At 69.0% G+C, this 20,965-nt stretch carries 16 protein-coding genes and 1 pseudogene; 4 read left to right on the top strand and 13 right to left on the bottom strand.

Annotation, left to right across the window (positions count from 1 at the left end; translation table 11 throughout):
• Nucleotides 1-212 precede the first annotated feature (212 nt).
• From AT700_RS11325 to AT700_RS11365, 9 genes are all read right to left on the bottom strand, one after another.
• Nucleotides 213-437: a SymE family type I addiction module toxin gene (locus tag AT700_RS11325; protein ID WP_048521061.1), complete on the bottom strand. Its 225-nt coding sequence runs from the start codon at nt 435-437 to the stop codon at nt 213-215.
• A 165-nt stretch (nt 438-602) separates the two neighbouring features.
• Nucleotides 603-1,955 (bottom strand): hypothetical protein, encoded by a 1,353-nt coding sequence (locus AT700_RS11330; RefSeq protein ID WP_048521062.1) that lies wholly within the window; start codon nt 1,953-1,955, stop codon nt 603-605.
• Nucleotides 1,952-8,248 carry an AAA domain-containing protein gene (locus AT700_RS11335; protein WP_048521063.1) on the bottom strand — a complete coding sequence of 2,099 codons (6,297 nt, stop codon included), beginning with the start codon at nt 8,246-8,248 and terminating at the stop codon, nt 1,952-1,954. The genes AT700_RS11330 and AT700_RS11335 overlap by 4 nt, the downstream gene beginning before the upstream one ends.
• 14 nt (nt 8,249-8,262) lie before the next feature.
• Nucleotides 8,263-8,901, bottom strand: a complete 639-nt coding sequence (locus AT700_RS11340) for a 4Fe-4S single cluster domain-containing protein (protein ID WP_003090610.1) — start codon at nt 8,899-8,901, stop codon at nt 8,263-8,265.
• Nucleotide 8,902: 1 nt separating this feature from the next.
• Entirely contained in the window at nt 8,903-10,786 is a 1,884-nt protein-coding gene (locus AT700_RS11345) for an AAA family ATPase (RefSeq protein WP_003119459.1), read from the bottom strand.
• A 76-nt stretch (nt 10,787-10,862) separates the two neighbouring features.
• Complete coding sequence (locus tag AT700_RS11350; protein ID WP_014602770.1) at nt 10,863-11,402, bottom strand: hypothetical protein; 540 nt, start codon at nt 11,400-11,402, stop codon at nt 10,863-10,865.
• 74 nt (nt 11,403-11,476) lie between these two features.
• Nucleotides 11,477-11,755, bottom strand: coding sequence for a hypothetical protein (locus AT700_RS11355; protein ID WP_004344335.1), 279 nt, complete (start codon nt 11,753-11,755; stop codon nt 11,477-11,479).
• Between the two features lie 29 nt (nt 11,756-11,784).
• Nucleotides 11,785-12,177, bottom strand: coding sequence for a GFA family protein (locus AT700_RS11360; protein WP_003114392.1), 393 nt, complete (start codon nt 12,175-12,177; stop codon nt 11,785-11,787).
• Nucleotides 12,178-12,208: 31 nt separating this feature from the next.
• The gene (locus AT700_RS11365) at nt 12,209-12,688 is read right to left on the bottom strand and encodes a VOC family protein (protein ID WP_003160488.1); all 480 of its coding nucleotides are present in this window, start codon (nt 12,686-12,688) and stop codon (nt 12,209-12,211) included.
• 192 nt (nt 12,689-12,880) lie between these two features.
• On the opposite strand from AT700_RS11365, the gene AT700_RS11370 reads away from it, so the two are divergent.
• Nucleotides 12,881-13,519, top strand: a complete 639-nt coding sequence (locus AT700_RS11370) for a DUF6348 family protein (protein WP_024928917.1) — start codon at nt 12,881-12,883, stop codon at nt 13,517-13,519.
• Nucleotides 13,520-13,730: 211 nt separating this feature from the next.
• On the opposite strand, the gene AT700_RS11375 is transcribed toward AT700_RS11370, so the two are convergent.
• Together AT700_RS11375 and AT700_RS11380 are read right to left on the bottom strand one after the other, a co-directional pair.
• A complete protein-coding gene (locus AT700_RS11375; RefSeq protein ID WP_003131041.1) occupies nt 13,731-14,417 on the bottom strand; it encodes a type 1 glutamine amidotransferase domain-containing protein in 687 nt (228 codons plus the stop codon).
• Between the two features lie 99 nt (nt 14,418-14,516).
• Nucleotides 14,517-15,005 carry a MerR family transcriptional regulator gene (locus AT700_RS11380; protein ID WP_023109937.1) on the bottom strand — a complete coding sequence of 163 codons (489 nt, stop codon included), beginning with the start codon at nt 15,003-15,005 and terminating at the stop codon, nt 14,517-14,519.
• Nucleotides 15,006-15,237: 232 nt separating this feature from the next.
• On the opposite strand from AT700_RS11380, the gene AT700_RS11385 reads away from it, so the two are divergent.
• On the top strand, nt 15,238-16,068 hold the full coding sequence (locus AT700_RS11385; RefSeq protein ID WP_003116692.1) for an alpha/beta fold hydrolase: 831 nt from the start codon (nt 15,238-15,240) through the stop codon (nt 16,066-16,068).
• A 127-nt stretch (nt 16,069-16,195) separates the two neighbouring features.
• A pseudogene (locus AT700_RS11390) lies at nt 16,196-17,430 on the top strand (NADH:flavin oxidoreductase/NADH oxidase family protein).
• Nucleotides 17,431-17,444: 14 nt separating this feature from the next.
• On the opposite strand, the gene fdxA reads toward AT700_RS11390, so the two are convergent.
• A complete protein-coding gene (fdxA, locus tag AT700_RS11395) occupies nt 17,445-17,783 on the bottom strand; it encodes a ferredoxin FdxA (protein ID WP_003090580.1) in 339 nt (112 codons plus the stop codon).
• Between the two features lie 16 nt (nt 17,784-17,799).
• Nucleotides 17,800-20,109, bottom strand: coding sequence for a molybdopterin oxidoreductase family protein (locus AT700_RS11400; protein ID WP_048521064.1), 2,310 nt, complete (start codon nt 20,107-20,109; stop codon nt 17,800-17,802).
• A 353-nt stretch (nt 20,110-20,462) separates the two neighbouring features.
• On the opposite strand from AT700_RS11400, the gene AT700_RS11405 reads away from it, so the two are divergent.
• A complete protein-coding gene (locus tag AT700_RS11405) occupies nt 20,463-20,942 on the top strand; it encodes a winged helix-turn-helix transcriptional regulator (protein WP_003090577.1) in 480 nt (159 codons plus the stop codon).
• Nucleotides 20,943-20,965 lie beyond the last annotated feature (23 nt).

The raw sequence follows: 20,965 nt of genomic DNA on the forward strand, positions 1-20,965 counted from the left end.
TAAAACTGGGGGCAGGTCACAGGAGTTCGCTCCACGCTGAGCTTGCTCTCCCATGCTGGCTTCAGCTCGAGGAGACAAGGGTGTCTGAGCGACGTTTTCCTACGATGCCTGGTGCGCGAGCGCAGGGCGAGATGCGGCAGGAATGGGATGAAGGTTCACAGAGAAACCAGCGCCCCCTGAGCAGATACCCTCTGCCCGAGGGGCGCTTGGCCTCAATCCTCAACTACGTGCATGACAAGGCGCCGCCTGGTGACCTGAATGCTCACCTTGCAGCCAACCTCAAAGCCCGCAGCCTCCAGCCGGTCGCCACTCAAGCGCAGGTAGGGAATTTGCCGTGGCTTGCCACGACGTTCCCAATCGCTATGACGGCTTTCATAGAGCTGGTAGCCGATCGTTAGAAGTCGAGAGTTCGAAAGAGGGGATTTCTGGGTAGCCATGATTTTTTCCTGTGTAGGTAAAAAACCGCTTGGCTTTCGGGAGCGGCTAACCGCCTAGAGAAGGTGTGTTCAGCACCTGGCCGGCAGGGTAGCGAGGGGGCATCCAGGGGTCAAGCGATGGACTGCCCGGATCGAATGCCTTACCGCGGCGCCAGCCGGCCCCCCTCACAACCCCCTCTGCCGCGCCACCCCCACCATCTCCCGCTGCTCCTCCTCGCCAATCTCCTTCAACGCCACTTCCCCCACCCCCAGCGCGCGTTCCACGCTGAGTTCGCCGCCCTGGGCGGCGAGCAGGGCCTGGAGGCGTTGGAATTCGCCGCACCAGAGGGTTTCGATGTCGCGGTCGCGCTGGTTGTCGCGGTTGGCGTTGAGGGCGACGGCGCGCAGTTGCAGGCGGCCGTTGTCGGCCTTGCCGCCGACTTCCAGGCCGTAGCCGGGGGTGGCGGGTTTGCGCAGGACGACCCTGCCGGTCTGCGCCCAGGCGGTGGCCATGCCTTCGCGGACTTCGTAGCCGAGGCTGGCGAGGCCCTGGAGCACGGCCTGGCGGCGGGCGAGGGCGGCCTGTTGCTGGAGGTGGGCGGTGAGGATGGCGTTGCATCGCTCGGTGAGTTCGGCGAGTTGCTGCGGATCGCTGTCGGGCTGGCAGGCGGCGGCGCGCTGGAGCAGTTCGGCGTGTTCGGCGGCGCCCAGGGCGGCGACTTCGCTGGCGAGGTCTTGCAGGTGTTCCAGGCGCTGGCGTTGCTGCTGGTGTTCGCGGGCGGCCTGGGCGAGGTCGAGGACCAGGCTGTCGAGCAGCAGGTTGCGGCGCTCCGGGCGCTGTTCGGCTTCGGCGCGTGCCAGTCGCTCGAGGAACGCTTGGGCGCTGGCCTCGCCTTGCAGCAGTTGCAGTTCGGCGATGTGCCGGTCGATGCGCGCCAGGCGCTGTTCGTGCGGGGCGTCCTGTTGCTGGCGGGCGCGCCACTGTTCCAGGGACATGGGCGTTTCGTCGGTCTTCAGGCGTTGGGCGAGTTCGCGCTGGGCTTCGCTGAGGCGTTCTTCGGCGGGGGCGCTGGCGAGGGCGGCGAAGCCCTGGGCGAGCAGGGCTTCCGCGTCGTCGCGGAGGACGCCGTCGGCCAGCGTATGCAGGGTTTGCCGGAGTGCCGCGCTGGCGGCATCGGGCCTGGCGTCGAGGGCCTGGAGCAGGGCGCTGGCGTTTTCCTGGAGGCGGCGGTGTTGCTGGCGCGTTTCCGCGGCCTGGCGGATGGCGCGCTCTTCGCGTTCGGCGAGGTCGCGCTTGAGGAATTCGCTTTCGATCTTCACCTGTAGTTGCACGTCCAGCCAGCGTTCCTGTTCGAGCAGGGCGTGCAGGCTGGCGCGGCGGGCGTGGGCGGCGGCGCGCTCGGCGTCGCTGAGCTGGGCGAGCCGGCTGGCCTGGTTTTCCCAGCGCGCGAGGGCCTTGTCCAGGCGTTGCAGGTCGCGCTCGCAGGTGGCGATGGCTTCTTCCCGGGTGACGATTCGTACGACTTTCGGTCCGCTCATTGGGAGGCCTCCGCTGCTGCCGTGGGATGGGTTTCCGTGCTGGGCGCCAGGGCTTTCTCGATGGCGGCGCGCAGCCGTGCGCGTTCGTTGTCGCCGTCGTGGTACCAGCCCTGGGAGGAAACCCGGTGGAGGTGCGGGATCGCCCGTCGCAGCACCGAGGGGCGCCAGATTTCCCGGGCGCGGGCGCGTTCCAGCAGCGGGTGGCAGGGGGCGTCGCATTCGATGCCGATGGCGTAGAGGCCGGTGGCCGGGTTCTCGATGGCGAAGTCGAGGCCGAAGGCGTCGCCTTCGCTGGCGGGCGCGGCGGACCAGCCCAGCGAGCGGATATACTCGCCGACGATCTCGCTGAAGCCGTCGTGCCGCTGGTAGTGCTGGCGGCGCTGGTCGCTGCGGTCGGTTTGCAGGCGCTCGAGCAGCTGGCCGGTGCCGGCGAATTCGCCGGCGGACAGTGCGCGGGCGTATTCCAGGTAGCCTTGCAGGTAGTCGCGCGGGCTGCTCGGCGAGCGCTGGGTGCCGAGCATGTCGGAGATGTCGCCGATCGGCATCGAGGTGATCATCACCACCTTGCGCCGCGCGCGGGTCACCGCCACGTTGAGGCGGCGCTCGCCGCCGGTCTGCCCGAGCACGCCGAAGTTGCGCCGGAAGCTGCCCTGGCCGTTGCGGCCGAAGGTGGAGGAGAAGACGATCACGTCGCGCTCGTCGCCCTGCACGTTCTCCACGTTCTTCACGAACACGCCCATGTCCTCGCCGTCTTCGCTGCGCTCGCGCTCCTCGCTGTAGGCGGCGCGGAACGTCTCGTCCTGCTCGGCGCGCAGTTCCAGGCGCTCCTCGATGAGGTCGGCCTGCTTGCGGTTGAAGGTGACCACGCCCACCGACGGCCGCGCCGCGTAGGGTTGGCGCCAGAGTTCGGCGAGGTAGTCGACGACTCGCTCGGCCTCGCGCTCGTTGCTCTGGTTCTGGTACAGGCCGTTCACCTGGATCAGTTCCAGCGGCTTGATGCGCAGGATGTTGGCCTGCGGATGGCGTACCGGCACGCTCAGGCGGTTGCCGTAGAACGAGGCGTTGGAGAAGCCGATCAGCTCGCGGTAGGCCGAGCGGTAGTGGATCTGCAGGGTGGTGCTGGGCAGGGCGTTGCGCGCCAGTTGCAGGAGGTCCGGGCAGTCCTTGATCTCGCGGCGGTTCCAGGTGTCCTCGTAGGCTTCGCGCTGCTCCTCGTCGGCGTCCTCGTCGGGCGCTTCGCCGTCGAACAGTTCGGCCTCGTCGCTTTCCACGCGGCTGGAGAAGAACGCGGTCGGCGGCATCTGCTTCTCGTCGCCGCTGACCACCGTGACCCGCCCGCGATAGAGGGTCGGCAGGGCGAACTCCACCGGCATCTGCGAGGCTTCGTCGTAGATCACCATGTCGAACAGCCCGGCCTTGAGCGGCAGCACGCGGCTGGCCAGGTCGGGGTTCATCAGCCAGACCGGGCGCAGGCTCATCAGGCCGAGTTCGGCGCCCAGCTCGATGAACTCGCGCAGGCGCCGCGAGCGCTTGCCGGTCAGGCGGGTGACGTCTTCCCATTGCTTGCGGCTGCCCAGGCGCGCGGCGTCGATGCCCTTGCCGAGCAGTTCGCGGTTCAGCGCGCGCATCTGCACATCGGCTTCGGCGAGGCTGGCGACCCTGGCCCTGGCTTCGTCCTGGCTGAACAGCAGTTCCGGATTGTCTTGTTCCAGGCGCTGCTTCCAGCCCAGCCGCGCTTCGCGGTTGAGCATGCGGCGCACCGTGGCTTCGAGTGCTTCGGCGGGAATCGCGTCGAGTCGTTCCTGGCGCTGGCGCAGCAGGGCCAGGAATTCCAGGTCGGTGGCTTCGAGCTGGCCGGCGCGGCCACGGAAGCGCTGGTAGGCGACCAGTTGCGGTAGCGCCTCGCGCAGGCGGCCGAGGGCCAGCAGGTTGCTCTGGTTGCCGGCGATGGCGCGGTGCAGCTGTTCCAGCAGTTCGTCGCCGAGCCAGTCGGCGAGCACCTTCAGTTTGTCCAGGCTGAGCTGGCGTGCGGCCTGGCGGATCAGCGCGGCGTCGAGGTCGCCGAGCAGCGCTTCGAAGCGCTGTTTCTCGCCGGTGAGGATCACCGCGTCGAGCTGCTCGGCGCGCGGCGCTTGGGCCAGGCCACGAGCCAGGGTCTGGATCTCGCGCAGTTGCTGGCTGGCGTGGCCGGCCAGGCCGGTCAGTTCCGGACCGGCATCGGTGGCGACTGTCGCCAGCCCCAGGCTCTGTTGCAGCGCCGCCAGTTGCCGGCGCAGCGGCTGCCACTGGCGCTCCAGGTCGCAGGCGCCGAGGAGGGCGGCCAGGCGGCTGTCGTCGTCGGCCTCGCCGTGCTCGCGCAGGAAGCGCCGCAGGCGGCCGCGCCGCAGCAGGCGCAGCGGGTTGAGCCGGGCCAGCCAGGTGCGTGCCTCGAGCACCTGGCGGGCGTGGGCCTGGAAGCGTTCGAGGTTGTTCTCTTCGAGCATGGCGAGGGCCGGCGACAGCAGCGGCGCATGCCGTTCGAGGTCGAGCTGGCGCAGTTGCCGTTCGATCTGCTCGGCCTCCGCCAGCAGGCCGTCGCCACGGCTCGGCTGTCCTGGCGCGGCGTCGCGGAACAGCGGCAACCAGTGGGCCAGGCGCTGGCGTTGCTCCTCGCGCAAATGCAGCAGGGTACCGACCTGGCTTGCCAGCCAGGCGCGGTAGGGCGTCGGGTCGTCGACCTCGAAGCTCGCCGGGTGTTCGTCGAGGGCTTTCTGCCGGGCGTTCTCCGCTTCGCCGAAGGCGCGCAGGCTGTCGGCGAAGGCGTGCAGGGTGGCCTGGTCGGTGGCGAAGGCGCGCAGTTGCGCCAGCGGGCTGCCTTCGTAGCGGGCCGGTAGCCAGAGGCGGACCAGCGGCGCGCAGTTTTCCTCCAGGCGCGCCAGGCTGCCGATGTCCAGCGCCGCCAGGCGCTGGCGCAGGGCCGGGAAGTCCAGCGGCGGCGAGCCTTTCTCCAGCTCGATCAGTTCGCCGAGCAGACGCCGGTAGCTCAGCCCGGTGGCCTCGTCCACGCGGTGCAGGCTCTGGTGGTAGCGGTCCAGTTCGCCTTCCAGCGCCTCAATACGCGCCGCCAGGCGCTCGCGCTGGCGCTCCCAGCCCTGGGCGCCGCCGGCGTCGGCGAACAGCGCTTCGAGTTGCTCGCGGATGTTGCGGATCACCGGTTCGCGGTCGCGGTTGACGTCGTTGAGCATGACGATGCGCTGGCCCAGGCCCTCGGCCACCAGGCGCTTGTGCACCACTTCCAGGGCGGCGTGCTTCTGGCAGACGATCAGCAGGCTGCGCTGGCGGCCGATGGCGTCGGCGACCATGTTGACGATGGTCTGGCTCTTGCCGGTGCCGGGCGGGCCCTCCACCAGCAGCCCCGGGCTCTGCCGGGCCTGCAGCACGGCGGCCTCCTGGGACGGGTCGCTGGCCACGGTGAAGTAGCGCTGCAACTCCGGCGGGCTCTCGCGGGCTTCCGGCTCGCCGTTCTCGCGCAGGCGCAGCGCGGTCTCCAGGCCGGTGCCGGAGGGCGGCAGGCTCTTCAGCTGGCGCAGGTCCTCGCCGATCGCCTGGCCCATGAAGGTGACGTGGAACAGCACCGCGGCGCAGGCCAGTTGGTCCTGGTAGGGCGTGACCTCGGTGGAACTCGGTGGCAATCCTTCCAGCACCCTAGCACGCGGCGTGGCGAGCAGGCCGAAGGCATCCATCACATCGGCGGCGCGCAGCGCGGAGCGGCCGAGCAATTCGTCGGCGACCTTGCGCCAGCGCTTGCACGGCTCGGGGCCGAGCAGGCTTTCCAGGGCCGGGTTGAGGCGCACTTCCTCGCGCTCGCCGTCGAAGGCCAGCGCCACCTGGCCGCGGCTGCCGACTTCCAGTTGCAGCTTCAGCGGCCACAGCAGCAGCGGCACGATGCGCGTGCGGGTGGTGCCGCGCGGGTCGCGGTTGAGCAGGAAGGGGAAGCCCAGGTAGAGGCCGTCGATGCCGGTGTCACGCTTGTACAGCGAGCTTTGCCGGGACAGCGCGTTGAGCCGCACTTCCAGTTGCGGGTTGGCGAGGAAGCTGTCCGGGTCGAGGCTCACCGCGCGGGCGTTGCGTTGCAGCAGATGGTCGAGCAGGGCGGCGGCGGGGCGTCGCGCGCTATCCAGTTCGTTGAGGTCGATGCGTGGAGTGCTCTTGCCGATGCTCATGCGCACCAGCGGCCCGCGCATCACCGCGGCGACCACTTTCTTCTCGAAGAAATCGAGGATCTGCGACACGTACTGCTGCTTCTGCGGTTCCAGCCACTGTTCCGGCGGGATCGCCAGCAGCACCAGGACCCTCGCCAACGGCATGCGCCGCTCCAGGCGGAACTGCTCGGCCCATTCGTCGACCCTGGGCACGCCGCTGCGGGCGAAGCCGCTGATGCGTTCGTCGACGCGGCGGTACAGCTCCTGCCGCGAGTGCTGCAACAGGCCGCGCGCGGTCTCCGCGTCGAACAGGTGCACATCGGCGTCGCGGGCCAGGCCGGCGGCTTCCTCGACGATCGCCTCGGCGGCACGGAACTGGCCGATGTTGGCGCTGAGCAGGACGATCAGGTCTTCCTCGGCGATCACCCGGCGCTCGGCCAGGGCCAGCAGGCCGGGGTGCTCGGTGTCCGGCAGGAGGCGCTGGCGCTCCTGCCACTGCGCGGCGAGGCGCGCCCGCGAGGTTGACAGCAGGTAGATGCGCAACTGTTCTTCGGCAAGTTCGATGTGCTGGTGCAGGGCGCGCTGGCGGACGTTCTCGGCGCGGGTCTTGAGCCGCGACAGCCAGCTTTCGGTGTGCAACTGTTCGAGCAGGTCGGGCACCGAGCCGCTGATCAGCCGGTAGCCCTCCAGCGGATGCTCCAGCAGCCAGCCGGGGGTGACGATCTCGCCGCGCTGGATCAGCGGGATTTCCGGGTTCAGCAGCTTGAGCGCCAGCATCAGCCGGAAGTCGTCCTCCAGCCCCTCGTGCTGGGCCACCTGGCGCAGGCCGGCGAGCAGCCTGGGCGACAGGCCGATGTGCTCGGCCCAGGTGACGATCGCCCCGCGCAGCAGGTGGTCGAGGGCCTCCGCCCAGTGCTCGGCCTGGGCCGCGGCCAGGGCGAAGACCGTCGGCTTGCGGAAGCGCCGTGCGCCGAGGGCGATGCTGGCGCCTTCGGCGTCGTCCTTTTCGCTGTCCGCCGAGGCCGGCGCGTCCACCGCCTCGCCGTTCAGCCAGGCCTGTACCTGCGGCCACTGCCAGCGCTGGTGGCGGTCGCGTGCAAGCAGGCCGCGCAGCAGCAGGTGCAACTGCGGGTCGAGGTCGTCGGGCAGCGCCACGCCGTTGGCCAGCACGTGGATCAGGAAGGCGTTGGCGTTGACTCCTTCGAAGCAGGCGCCGCGGGTCAACTGCTCCAGCAGGATCATGCCCAGGCTCCACCAGTCGGAAGCCGCCGCCACGCCGCCGGCGATCGCCTCGGGGGCCATGTAGCGGCTGGTCTCCAGCGGCGAGACGATATCCAGGTCGAACTCCGACAGGCGTGCCGAGCCGAAGCCGCTGATCACCAGGTCCAGCGGCTCGTGGCTGCGCACCAGCAGGCTGGCCGGGCGCAGGTCGCGGTGGCGCAGGCCGGCTTCGTTGAACACGTGCAGGGCGTGGCCCAGCTCGCGGACCACGTGGCGCACCGCCTCGCGGTCCTCCAGCACGGTGCCGAGGTCGGCGAGGCTGCCGCCGGTGAGCTCCTCGACCACTTCGTAGGCGCGCTCGTCCCAGCGGCCGGTGGCGAGGATTTCCGGTACGTGTTCGCGCGGCAGGCGGCGGATCACGTCGTAGATCGCCGGGTCCGGCTCGGCGCCCGGGCGATACAGGGTGAGCACCGCCTGGCGGGCGCTTTCCGCGTGTTCGGCCAGGTAGCGCTCGCGCACGCCGTCGCTGCTGGCGATCTGCCGCAGCAGACGCCAGCCGTCGATCAGGGTTTCCGTGACGGCGGGCTGCGGCGTGGCCTCGGCCTGCATCGGCAGCGGGCCTTCGGCCGGCGCGGCGCCGCACTCCAGGCACATCAGGTCGCCGGGTTGCAGCGGGTGGCCGTTGGCGCAGAGCGGGGCGGACGCCGCTGGCGGCTCGCTGGCGGGCGGCGCGATGGCTTCCTGGGTCAGCACCGGCTGTGGTCGCCAGCCGGCGGGATGGATGGCTTCGGCGGAAAGGTCCCAGCCGCAGGGCTGGCCCTGGATCGAGCCTTCGCAGAAGATTTCCGAAAGCGAGCGTTCGCTCTGGCAGTTGGGGCAGAAACGTATCATCGGTATCGATCCATTCAGCGCGGCCGATGGGCGCTGACGCTAAGTTGGTGGCCCTGTTCGCGCAGCAGGTCCTGTAACCGCAGCAGGTCGTCGCGGCGCGGGATGCCGGCCATCCACACGCTGCCGTCATGGTCGAACATCAGGTCGAGGGCCTTGTCGTCTTCGCGCAGTGGCCGCTGGTAGCCGCCGAGGCGCGCGCGGCCGAGTTCGGTGAGCAGGCTCAGGCGCTGGTTGTCGCTGCCGCGCAGGGCCAGGCTCTGTTCGGCGTGCTGTTGGTAGGGGTCGCTGATCAGCGCGTCGATCAGCCCGGCGGCCTGTTCCAGTTGCGCGTGCAAATGCTCCAGCGGGTAGCCGCTGTAGACCAGGATGTCGGCGCGGCTGCGCTGGCGCAGTTCGCCGAGCAGGGCGAGGAGGGCAGCGAACTGCTCGAAGGGCTCGCCGCCGGAGACGGTGATGCCCTCGGCCTGCTCCAGCCATGGCTGGATGTCGGCGAGCAGGCGTGCCAGGGCGATGCGCCGCCGTCCCGGCCCCCAGGTATCGGCGGAGATGCAGCCGGGGCAGCGGATGCTACAGCCCTGGAACCAGATGCCCAGGCGCCGTCCCGGGCCCAGGGTGGTCACCGGGAAATGCACCCGCGACAGGCTCAGTTCCATCTCAGCGGCGTTCCAGGGTCAGGCCGTCGGCGTCCAGGGCGCTGATCAGGAAGCGCTCGCCCGGCTGCGCGTCCTGGTCGAACAGTGCCCGCGACAACGGGTTGAGCAGGCGCGCTTCGAGCTGGTTGCGGATGCCGCGGCCGCCGTTGGACAGGTCGCCCAGGCAGAGGTCGTGCAGAGCCTGGCGCGGCGCCTCGGCCAGTTCGATGACGAGGCGCTGCTCGCGGAGGTCGGCGAAGGTGCCGTCGACCATCTGGGTGAAGATCTGCTCGGCGACGTCGGCGCGGATGAAGTCGAAGACGATAATGTTCTCGCCGATCCGGTTGAGGATTTCCGGGCGGTTGAGAACCAGCTTGAAGTAGCGCTCGATCTCGCCGTGGACCTTGCCCTGCACCGCCTCGAAGGGCTCGCCGGGGAGCACGTTGGCGACCCGTTCGCCGTTTTCCCCCTGGCGGTAGATGCCCAGGTTCGAGGTGAACACGATCAGCGCCTCGGAGAAGTACACGCGATCGCCGCGCCCGGAGGTGAGCACGCCGTCGTCGAGGATCTGCAGGAACTTGTCGAGGATCCGGGGGTGGGCTTTCTCGATCTCGTCGAAGAGCACCACGCTGAAGGGTTTTTCGCGGATCGCGTTGGTCAGTTCGCCGCCGACGTCGTAGCCGACGTAGCCGGGCGGCGCGCCGATCAGGCGCTGGTCGGCATGCTCGGCGCTGAACTCGGACATGTCGAAGCGGATGTAGGCGCTCTCGTCGCCGAACAGCAGGCTGGTGACGGTCTTCGCCAGCTCGGTCTTGCCGACCCCGGTGGGCCCGGCGAGGAAGGCCACGCCGCGCGGGCGGTTGCCCTTGCGGCTGGCGCCGACCCCGGTCATCGCGCGCTTGACGATGTCCAGCATGTGGGTCACCGCGTGCTGCTGGCCCTTGACCCGGCGGCGGACGATCTCGTCGGCCTGGCGGATGCGCTGGCGGTCGATCTTCAGCCAGGGGTCTTCGGTGACGCCGACCTTGTAGCGCCGCACGGCGTCGGCGATGCGTTCCATGGCCAGGCCTTCCACGCGCGCCAACTGGACGATGGCGTTGAGATCGAGGAGTAGCAGGCCTTCGGTGTTCTCGACGAAGGTTGCGGCGGCCTGTTGCAGGGCCTCCTCGGCGACGCCCGCGCCGCCTAGCCCGCGGAGCAGCGCCGGGGCCAGGGCCCGGCGCGCCGGCTGGTCGGGCTTCGACACCGGGATATGGCGCAGGCGCGGGTTGTCCACCAGCAGCCAGTCGGGCAGGTCGCCTTCCTTTTCCACCACCCACAGCACGCTGTTGAAGAACGGTTTGCGCTGTTCCCCGGCGGGACGGCTGCGGGCCTGGTGGGAGAGCACCAGGGCCTGGGTGAACAACTGATGCTCGGCGGCGCTCAGGGCGTCGTTGCGCACCGCCAGGCGCGAGGCGAAGTCGACGATCAGGGCGATCGGCTCGCCGCTACGGTTGACCAGGCGTTGCAGGGTCGCGCCGAGCAGGTCGATGCCGGCCGGCGCGGCGCCGTCCACCGGGGTCAGGCCGAGGTCGAGAAGCACCTGCGGAGTGGCCCCCGCCTCGCTGCCCGGCCGGCCGAGCACGCGGAACCCGGCCAGCGGATCCCAGGCCAGCACCTGGGCGTAGCCGGCGTCCAGCAGGGCGTCGCAGAGGGTCTGGTTGAAGCTCTGCGCGGTGACCGTACCCGGCACCACTTCGCAGGCTTGCAGGTCGCGGATGTTCCCGGAGAGGACGAATTGACTCTTGAGGGGCAGGAAGCGCAGGAGGTCGCGCAACCAGCGTGGCTTTTCGAACAGTGCAGTCCCTGGCATCGGTAGTCGCTCACAGCGTGTGTCGTGGCCACAGCATATTGCCCCGAGGGCCATGTCTCCAACCCTGACCTCGCCGGAGGCGACGAAAACCGCTACGAGTTCCGGGTGCCAGGCTTGGCGGAGCGCCTGCTCAACCGTCGTAGCTCCGGCAGCCCCAGCGGAACGCCTGCGCCGCCGCCTCGATCCCGCGGCCGATCACCAGGCGCGGCGGGCTTTCGTCGAGGCCGGGACGCGGCGGCAACGGACGGCTGTAGAGCACCTCCAGCTCGCCGAAACCATCCAGCGCGGCGCGTTCCGCCGGGTGCGGCGTCGCGCCCTGGCGCCGGGCGAAGTCTTCGAGGTCGCCCTCGGCGTAGGCCATCACCAGCACGCCGCTGTCGCCGCGTACCCGCACCGCGTTCACCAGGCTACCGTCGATGCGCAGCGGGGTGGCGAAGCGGTAGAGCAGGTCGAGGGTCTCGCCGGGCGCGCGATCCAGCACTTCGACGCCCTCGGCGCGCAGGCGCTCGGCGGTTGCGCGGTCGCGGCCGTCGGGGAAGTCGCCGCGGCAGTGCAGGGCGTCGGCGAACAGCGCGGTCAGGTTCGGTGCTGGCGGGGCAGGGGACGTGCAGGCGGCCGGCAGGAGCAGCGCCAGGCCGGCGGCGAGACGGAACAGGTAGGGGCGGGTCATGTAGCCTTCCGTTGGCGGACAGTGCGGTGGGAGAAATTGCCAGCAGACGCTTCCGCGATACTGGCGGCCTGCGCTCAGAGCAGTACGGGCAGCGCGTCTTCGCCCAGCCCCGCTTCCCTCAATCGAGCCCTGGCCCTGGCGGTCGCGCGCACGGCGTCGAGGTCGCAGCAGAGAGGAATATAGACCGGATCGAAGCCTTCGAGCACCAGGTAGGTGGAGGCCTGGCCGCGGGCATTCAGGTAGGCGTTGAAAGCCTGGTCGGCCGGGCGCAGAAAGACATCGCACCAGTACGGCAAGCGCTGCGCGAAGAGCGCCTTGGCGATCTCCAGGTGCTCTTCGAACAGTTCGTCCATGCTGCCTCCCTTCTCCTGCTGGAACAACGTCACTCTTCGCTGCGTCCGTCGCCTTCGCGATCTCTTTCATAGTGCCGTGCCAGCGGAAACGCCGGCAACCAGCCCTCGCGGCGGACGGTCCAGAGTTCGTAGGTGGGCTGGAACCGGTCGGGAGCGTCGAGGGCGCCGAGGCTGACCTCGATCTCGTCGGCGCTGCGCGAGAACACCGAGGAGCCGCACTGCGGACAGAAGAAACGCCCGGCATAGTCGCGGGTCTCGCCTTCTATGCTCACCGCCTCCTCGGGAAAGATCGCCGAAGCGTGGAATAGCGCGCCGTGGTGCTTGCGGCAGTCGAGGCAGTGGCAGAGCCCGACCCGGTAGGGGCGGCCGCTCGCCACCAGGCGGACCTTGCCGCAGAGGCAGCCGCCGGTGAATCGATCCATTTCGTGACTCCTTTGCAAGGCGTTGGGGCGTTCAGCCCTTGAAGGCCTTCTCTATGGTGGCGATATCGATCCTGCCCATCGTCATCATCGCCTCGAAGGCGCGCCTGGCCGCCGCGCGGTCAGGGCTGGCGATGGCTTCGCTGAGTACGCGCGGGGTGATCTGCCAGGAGATGCCCCACTTGTCGCGGCACCAGCCGCAGGCGCTTTCCTCGCCGCCATTGTCGACGATAGCGTTCCACAGGCGGTCGGTCTCGGCCTGGTCGTCGGTGGCGACCTGGAAGGAGAACGCTTCGCTGTGGCGGAAGGCCGGGCCGCCGTTGAGCCCGAGGCAGGGAATGCCCATCACCCGGAACTCCACCGTCAGCACGTCGCCCTCCTTGCCGGAAGGGTAATCGCCGGGCGCGCGATGGACAGCCAGCACGGCGCTGTCGGGAAACGTCTCGGCGTAGAAGGTTGCGGCCTCCAGGGCGGCGTTGTCGTACCAGAGGCAGATGGTGTTCTTGCTGTTCATGGCGAGGTCTCCACGGGCGGGGTCGACCCCGCCAGTCTAGTCGGCTGGCGTGCGGCGACCTGGGCAGGCGCCGAACGGGAGGTCGCGCCGCGAGTGCCGATCTGCGCTACCCTATGCCGCGTTTCGCCCGGCCTCGCCGGGCTTTCCGGGCAGCGCCTCGGCGGCGCGCCCTCGACCATGCAAGGACAACCCATGGAAGCGGTCTCCGTCTCGCAGCATCTGGCTGCTCTGTTCGAATCCCACCGGATCGAGTGCGTCGTGCACGGCGAATGGGTGGCGCCAGCCGGGCGGCTACCGGCGATCCGCGCCACCTGGTATGCGGGGGAGAAGACCGGACGGCTGGATGTCGACGTGCTGCTGGAGGACGAGCGCCAGTTGCAGGAAGCCTTCGCCGGCATCGGCAGCGGCGAGGACGGCTTGCAGGACGCGTTGCGTAACTTCGCCTCCAACTCTTTCCACGTGCTGCTTTCCGCGCTCTGGGGCCAGGCCGAGGAGGACCAGGTGATGGTGGAGACCTGGGAGATCGGCGAGCGGCGTTTCGAGGTGCATATCGGCAACCTCGGCCTGCGCGGCGCCGAGGGCAAGGCGCCGCCGCTGCCGGCCGGGCTGTTCCCGAGCATCGAGCGGGCGATCCGCGCCGAGCCGCTGGACGCGCGCCTGCACTGGTTCCGGCATTTCTTCTGTGCCTTCGGCAACCAGCGCACGGTGGAAGCGCTGTTCGACAACCAGCCGTGGGAGGCCGGCATGCAGAACCTGGCCGCTCTCGACTGGCAGGATTCGCAGGGTTACTACAGCGTGCGCAACTTCCTCATGTTCAAGCCGCTGGCGTAGGCCGCCGCGTCGCGAAGCCCGCAAGGCGGAACCGGTCGATGGCGGCTCCATCCATGTCAGGTCGCCCTTCGACGAGTTCGACCCCTACCACACGACCAGCACTGCGACGATCCTGCGGCCCCTGGCCGACGGGACGATGCAGAATCGTTCTTCATCGGCAAGCGGCGCCATGACTTCCAGATGAGGCGCGCGCAGGACTGACACGCCGCGTTCAGCCGAGCAGGGCGGCCACCTGCTCGGCCGTGGCCTTGGCCGACTGCGGGTTCTGCCCGGTGACCAGGCGGCCGTCGACCACCACCTTGCTGGTGAACGGCAGCAGGCTTCTTTCGTAGAGCGCGCCGCGTCGTTTCATTTCTTCCTCGACGTTGTACGGCACCTTGCGGGCGACCCCGGCGAGCACTTCCTCGATCCAGGAGTAGCCGGTGAGGCGGCGCCCGGCGACCAGCAGGCGGCCATCGTCCAGGCGTGTGTTGAGCAGGCCGCAATAGCCGTGGCAGACCGACGAGACGATGCCGCCGCGCTGGTAGATCTCGCGGGTCAGGCGCTGCAGCCCGGCGTCGTCGGGGAAGTCCCACATCACGCCGTGGCCGCCGGTGAAATAGATGGCGTCGAACGCCTCCGCGTCGACCTGCTCGGGAGCGGCGGTGTCGGCCAGCAGCGCCAGGCGCGCCTCGTCGGCCAGCCAGGCCTTGGCGCTGGCGTCGGCGTGGGGCCAGCCGAGGGCGCGCGGCTCCAGCGGCGACTCGCCGCCGCGGGGGCTGACCAGGCGCTGCTGGTAGCCCCGAGCGGCGAAGATCTCGTAGGCATGGGTCAACTCCGACAGCCACAGCCCGGTGGGCTGGGTCGGATCGGCATAGTGGGCGACGTTGGTGACGACGTGCAGGATGCGCTTGGTCATTGCGTTGACCTTCCTCGGTGAGTGATCCCGTCGGCAGCCGGTTTCGGCAGGCTGTCCGGGTGGGTTGGCGTCACTCTAAGATTCAAGTCGACTTCAAGGTCAAGCGTCGGAAAGCCGCTGCTCCGCCGGCGTGGTAGAGGACCCCCGCGAGCGGGTTTGCCGTGGACGCCCGACCGTCTGTGGAGGGCCTTCCTCGCGCAGGCGCTCCAGCACGCGCTGGGTGTTTTCCGTGCACTGCAGACCGTCCGGCTTGTTCTCGATGCTTTCGATGGCCACCAGCAATTGTGCCTTGTTCTGTTCCAGGCGTCGTTGCAGGGCCTCGATCTCGGCCACCTTGCGGCGCAAGCCTTCGAGCAGCTCGCCGTGCTGCCAGGCGCCGTCGCCGCTCGGCAGCAGGCGAGCGATCTCCTCCAGGGAGAAGCCGGCGCCCTGGGCGCCGGTGACCAGCTCCAGGATCCACACGGTGTCTGCCGCATAGTCGCGGTAGCCGTTGGCCTTGCGCTGCGAGCGGATCAGGCCGCTGGCCTCGTAGAAGCGGATGCGCGATGTCGCCAGGCCGGTGAGCTTGGCCAGTTCGCCGATTTTCATGTCGCACCTCGAAACGCGTTGACCTTCAAGCCTACTTCAAGTCTAGGGTGGTTTCACGGCCGGGCGACGAACTCGCCTCCATCGACGGGTTCGCCAGGCCGCATGGGCGCTACCGCCGGTCGCGTTTTCCTCGTCCAGGCGGCGCAACGCAGGCGGCTTTCTACTCTACACAGGGGACGGCGGCCGCAGGGTGGCGCCGTTGCCTGCATCCACACCGATCGGGAGAAGCGACATGGGTTACGTGACAACGAAGGATGGCGTCGAACTCTTCTACAAGGACTGGGGGCCGCGCGACGCCCAGGTGATCTACTTCCATCATGGCTGGCCACTGAGTTCCGACGACTGGGATGCGCAGATGCTGTTCTTCCTCGCCGAGGGCTTTCGCGTAGTGGCCCACGATCGCCGTGGCCACGGTCGCTCCAGCCAGGTCTGGGACGGCCATGACATGGACCACTACGCCGACGACGTGGCGGCGGTGGTCGAGCGCCTCGGGGTGCGCGGGGCGATCCATGTCGGCCATTCCACCGGCGGCGGCGAGGTCGTCCACTACATCGCCCGCTATCCCGACGACCCGGTGCCGAAGGCGGCGATCATCAGCGCGGTACCGCCGCTGATGGTGAAGACCGAGGGCAATCCGGGCGGCCTGCCGAAGAGCGTCTTCGACGATCTCCAGGCGCAGCTCGCGGCCAATCGCGCGCAGTTCTACCAGGACATTCCCGCCGGCCCGTTCTATGGCTACAACCGTCCCGGGGCGCAGCCCTCGGAAGGGATCGTCCGCAACTGGTGGCGGCAGGGCATGATGGGCGGCGCCAAGGCCCACTACGATGGGATCGTGGCCTTTTCCCAGACCGATTTCAGCGATGACCTGAAGCGCATCGACATCCCGGTGCTGGTGATGCATGGCGACGACGACCAGATCGTGCCCTACGAGAATTCCGGCGTACTCTCGGCGAAGCTACTGCGCAACGGCACGCTGAAGATCTATCCGGGGTTCCCGCACGGCATGCCGACCACCCAGGCCGAGGTGATCAACGCCGACCTGCTGGCCTTCATCCGCGGCTGAGCGCGCCGGGTGCCGGGGGCGCGCTCCCGGCACCCGGTCAGGGCCCGGGCGGCGCGGCAAAAAAAGCGTTGACCTTGAAGTCGACTTCAATCTTATCGTCGGGCCACTGTCCCCATGAGGTAGGCCCATGAACCTGTTCGACACGCTGACGCTTCCCAACGGCTCGACCATTCCCAATCGCCTCGCCAAGGCCGCCATGGAGGAGAACATGGCCGATGCCGCGCAGGCCCCTCCGAACGCCTGATGCGCCTCTACCAGGCCTGGGCCGACGGCGGCGCCGGGCTGCTGATCAGCGGTAACGTGATGGTCGACAGCCGTGCCATGACCGGCCCCGGCGGGGTGGTCCTGGAAAACGACGCGCAACTGGAGAAATTCCGCCGCTGGGCGCGCATCGGGCGTTCCGCCGGCGCGCAGTTCTGGTTGCAGATCAACCATCCCGGCCGGCAGATGCAGGCCAATCTCGGCCAGCAGGCCTGGGCACCCTCGGCGGTGCCGCTGGAACTGGGCGGGATGTCCAGGCACTTCGCTACGCCGAAGGCGATGGATGAGGCGATGATCGCCGAGGTGATCCAGCGGTTCGCCCGCAGCGCCGGCCTGGCCGAGCGGGCCGGCTTCAGCGGGGTGGAGATCCATGCCGCCCACGGTTACCTGCTCAGCCAGTTCCTCTCGCCGCTGAGCAACCGCCGCAGCGACGCCTGGGGCGGCTCCCTGGAGAATCGCGCGCGCCTGCTGCTGGAGATCGTCCGGGCGGTGCGCGCCGAGGTTGCCCCTGGCTTCGCGGTGGCGGTGAAGCTGAATTCCGCCGATTTCCAGCGCGGCGGCTTCAGCGCCGACGATGCCCGCGAGGTGGTACGGATGCTCGATGGCCTGGGCATCGACCTGGTCGAGCTGTCGGGCGGCAGCTACGAGGCGCCGGCCATGCAGGGCGAAGCGCGCGACGGGCGGACCCTGGCCCGCGAGGCCTACTTCGTCGAGTTCGCCCGCGACATCCGCGCGGCGGCGCGGATGCCGGTAATGGTCACGGGCGGCATCCGCCGGCGGCCGGTGGCCGAGCAGGTGCTGGCCAGCGGGGTGGACATGGTCGGCATCGGCACGGCGCTGGCGATCGAGCCGAACCTGCCGCGCGACTGGCGCGCCGGCAAGGACTCGGCGCCGCAGTTGCGGCCGATAACCTGGAGGAACAAACCCCTGGCCTCGCTGGCGAACATGGCCGCGGTGAAGTTCCAGTTGCGCAAGCTGAGCCGGGGCAGGGCGACCAACCCACGGGTGTCGCCGCTGTGCGCGTTGCTCGCGCAGCAGGCCGGCGCGCTCCTGCAGACCCGCCGTTACCGGCGGCTCATGCGTTCGCGCGCCGAAGCCTGAGCACCGTCAGCGCCTCAGGCGCCGTTGCGGTCGAGTTCGGCCAGCTTGCCCGGCAGGCCGAACCAGGCGTCGTGGTCGTCGGGCGCCGGCTTCTTGCGGGTGATCTGCGTCCAGTTGGGATGCGCGGCGAGTTCGCCGTTGAGGGCGATGAACTGCCGTTGCCCGAGCGGCACCTCGTCCTCGGCGCGAATCGCGGCGACCGGGCATTCCGGCTCGCAGAGCGCGCAGTCGATGCATTCATCGGGGTGGATGACGAGGAAGTTGGGGCCTTCGTAGAAGCAGTCCACGGGACAGACTTCCACGCAGTCGGTGTGTTTGCAGCGGATGCATTCTTCCAGCACGACGAAGGTCATGATCGTCCTCCCTGGCTCAGGCGTTCGTAGCGGCGGGCGTCGCCAGCCGTTCCAGGCGCGCCGGCACGTACTTGTGCCAGGGCGTGCCGGCGAGGAAGTCGCGCTGGGTGCAGTCGGTCACCTCGTTGGGCGCCACGCCCCGGCGCACCACCTCGCCCTCGGCGTTGCGGTAGTCCAGGCCCTGGCCGTTGGGCAGGGAGATATTGCCCGGCTGCATCATGTCGCTGATCTCCACTTCCGCCTCGACCTCGCCGCGGCGGGTCACCACGCGCAGCACCTCGCCGTCGGCGCAGCCCAGCGCCTCGGCGTCCTGCGGGCTGATGCGCAGGGTGCCGTAGCGCCCGCGGCGGTGCCAGCCGGTGTCGCGCACGGCGGTATTGCTGGTGTCGCTGCGCCGCTCGCCGGCGGCGAGGATGAACGGGTAGGCCGGATCGTGGGGTGGCGCGCTGTGGGCGAGCTTGGCCAGTTCCGGCAACAGTTCGGGGATGTGCAGGTTGATCCGCTGTTCGGGACGGGCGACGGCCTGCCAGCTTTCGGCGTAGGTGGTTTCGGCGAAGACCACCCCGGACGGGTTGTCGAGCATGGCCTGGAACAGGCGGTCGGCGGCCAGCGGCGGCAACCCGTCGAAGCCGGCGCGGGCAGCGGTCTTGCGGTTGTTCAGCACGTGCAGTTGGCAGATGCCCCAGATCGCCGCGGCCGCTTCCATGCCGGCGGGCAGGGTCGGGCCGAGGGTACGGTAGAGCAGGACCGGCGCGTATTTCATGACCTTGGGGCGGGTCGCCGCGGCGGCGAGGAAAGCCGCCGAGAATGCCTTGCGCCCGAGCTTCAGGGCCAGGCGCAACGGCCGGTAGTCTTTCTCGCCGAGCACGCCCATGGCTTCCAGCAGGCGGGCGTGGATCTCCGCTTCCGGCAGGGTGCCGGGGCGCGCCGGGAACAGCGGCGCGCGCAGGTGGAAGGCGTTGCGCGGGAATTCCAGGTTGAAGAAGGTCGCCTCGGCCTTTTCGAACTGGCTTGCCGCCGGCAGCACGTAGTCGGCGTGGCGCGCGGTCTCGGTCATGGCCACGTCGATCACCACCGACAACTCCAGGACGCGCATGGCTTCGCGCATGCGCTGGCTATCGGCCAGCGAATGCAGCGGGTTGCCGGTCTCCACCAGCATGGCGCGATAGCGCTTGGGATGGTCGGTGAGGATTTCCTCTGGAATCACGTTGCAGGGAATCAGGCCGATGATGATCTTGGCATTGGCCACCGGGCTGCGCTTCTCGACGCGTGGCGCGCCCCTCTTGCCCATCGAGGTATCGCCCTTGCTGGCCTTGGACAGCGAGAGGAAGGGCACGAAGGCGTTGCTGGTGCCGGGGCGCCCGTAATGGCCGGTGAGTAACCAGACCAGGCGTTGCAGGTAGCTGCCGAGGGTCGAGTGCAGGTTCATCTGCATGCCCAGGTCTTCCAGCGCCGATACGCTGCTGGCGCTGGCGATCCGCCGGGCGGCGGCGCGCAGCTTGTCTTCCGCCACCCCGCAGGTCTCGGCGCAGTAGGCCACCGGGATGGCGTTCAGTTCGTCGACGATGTGCTCGTAGCCGCTGGTGTGTTCGGCCAGCCAGTCGCGCGCCAGCAGCCCGTCCTGGACGATGATCCCGACCAGCGCCGCCAGGCACCAGGCGTCGGTGCCCGGACGGATCTGCAGGTGGAAGTCGGCCAGGGCGGCGGTTTCGCTCAGGCGCGGGTCGATCACGATGATCGAGCGTGCGGGGTCCTTGGCCATGGCGTTGAGCAGCACGCGGGCGCGGGCGAAACCATGGGATTGCCAGGGATTCTTGCCGATCAGGATGGCCACCTCGCAATGCTCGAAGTCGCCGTGCACGCCGGTACCGAACATCTTGCCCTGGACCCAGAACTCGCCGGTCTTTTCCTGGGCCAGGGCGTTGGAGCGGTACTTCACCCCGAGGGCCTTCAGCGTGCTGTCGCCGTAGGCGCCGCCGAGGTGGTTGCCCTGCGCGCCGCCGCCGTAGTAGAGGATGCTTTCGCCGCCATGCCTGCGCTTGATGGCGAGGAATTTCTCCGCCACCTCGCGGATCGCCGTGTCCCAGTCGATGGCTTCGTAGCTGCCATCGGGGCGCCGACGCATCGGCGTGTCCAGGCGGTCGGCGCCGTTCTGGTAGTAGTCCATGCGCTGCGATTTCTCGCAGACGTAGCCCTGCGAGGCGGGGTGGTCGTCATCGCCGCGGATCTTGCTGATGCGGCCATTCTCGGTCTGCACTTCCAGCCCGCAGTTGAGGCTGCAGAGGATACAGGCGGTCTTCTTCCATTGCGGGGACGGCGTAGTCACGGTGTGTTCCTCGTTGTTGTCGTTGCCGGCGCAACCTGGGGCGCACCCCAGCCGTGCGGGCTTCGTTCTTTCGGGACTGCCTGACGCTGTGCTGCAAGGACGACGCGCGGGCGGCACACGGAACCCCGTCGTATCGGCCTTTCCCTCTCATGCTCGACGCTTCTACAGTTCCGAATCGGAACTTATTACGCGGGCGCTGATATGGGACCCGTCCGTAGTGCTGGTTTGTCCGATCCTGGCAGGAGCGCGCCGGGTCCATGACCTTTTCGGCCGGATACTAAGTTCCAATTTGGAACTGGTCAAGCTCCGAAGCGGCCCCCTAGAATGGACGGAGGTTTTTCCGGGAGAACCCCATGAAATGGCAAGAAGTCGGCGAAACGCCCTGTTCGATGGCGCGCAGCCTGGCGATCCTCGGCGATCGCTGGACGCTGCTGATCCTGCGCAACTGCTTTCTCGGCATGCGCCGCTTCGATGAGTTCCAGGCCAGCCTCGGGGTCACCCGCCAGGTACTGGCCGACCGCCTGAGCCGGCTGGTGGAGGCGGGCGCGCTGAAGAAGGTGCCTTACCAGGAGCGACCGCCGCGCTACGAATACCGCCTCACCGAGATGGGCCACGACCTGCATCCGGTGCTGCTGGCCCTGGCCAATTGGGGCGACCGCTGGCTCGACGAGGGCCGCGGCGCTCCGGTGGAGTATGTGCACAAGGCCTGTGGCCACAAGTTCCGGCCGACCATGGTCTGCCCGGAGTGCGGCGAGCCGGTGGGGTCGCGCGATGTGACGGCGGTGCCGGGGCCGGGGTTCGCGGCGATGGCTGGCAAGCTCGCGCAGAACTGAATCCGCGCGCGCTCTGCCAAGGG

The organism is Pseudomonas aeruginosa (assembly GCF_001457615.1).
GTDB classification, from domain to species: domain Bacteria; phylum Pseudomonadota; class Gammaproteobacteria; order Pseudomonadales; family Pseudomonadaceae; genus Pseudomonas; species Pseudomonas aeruginosa.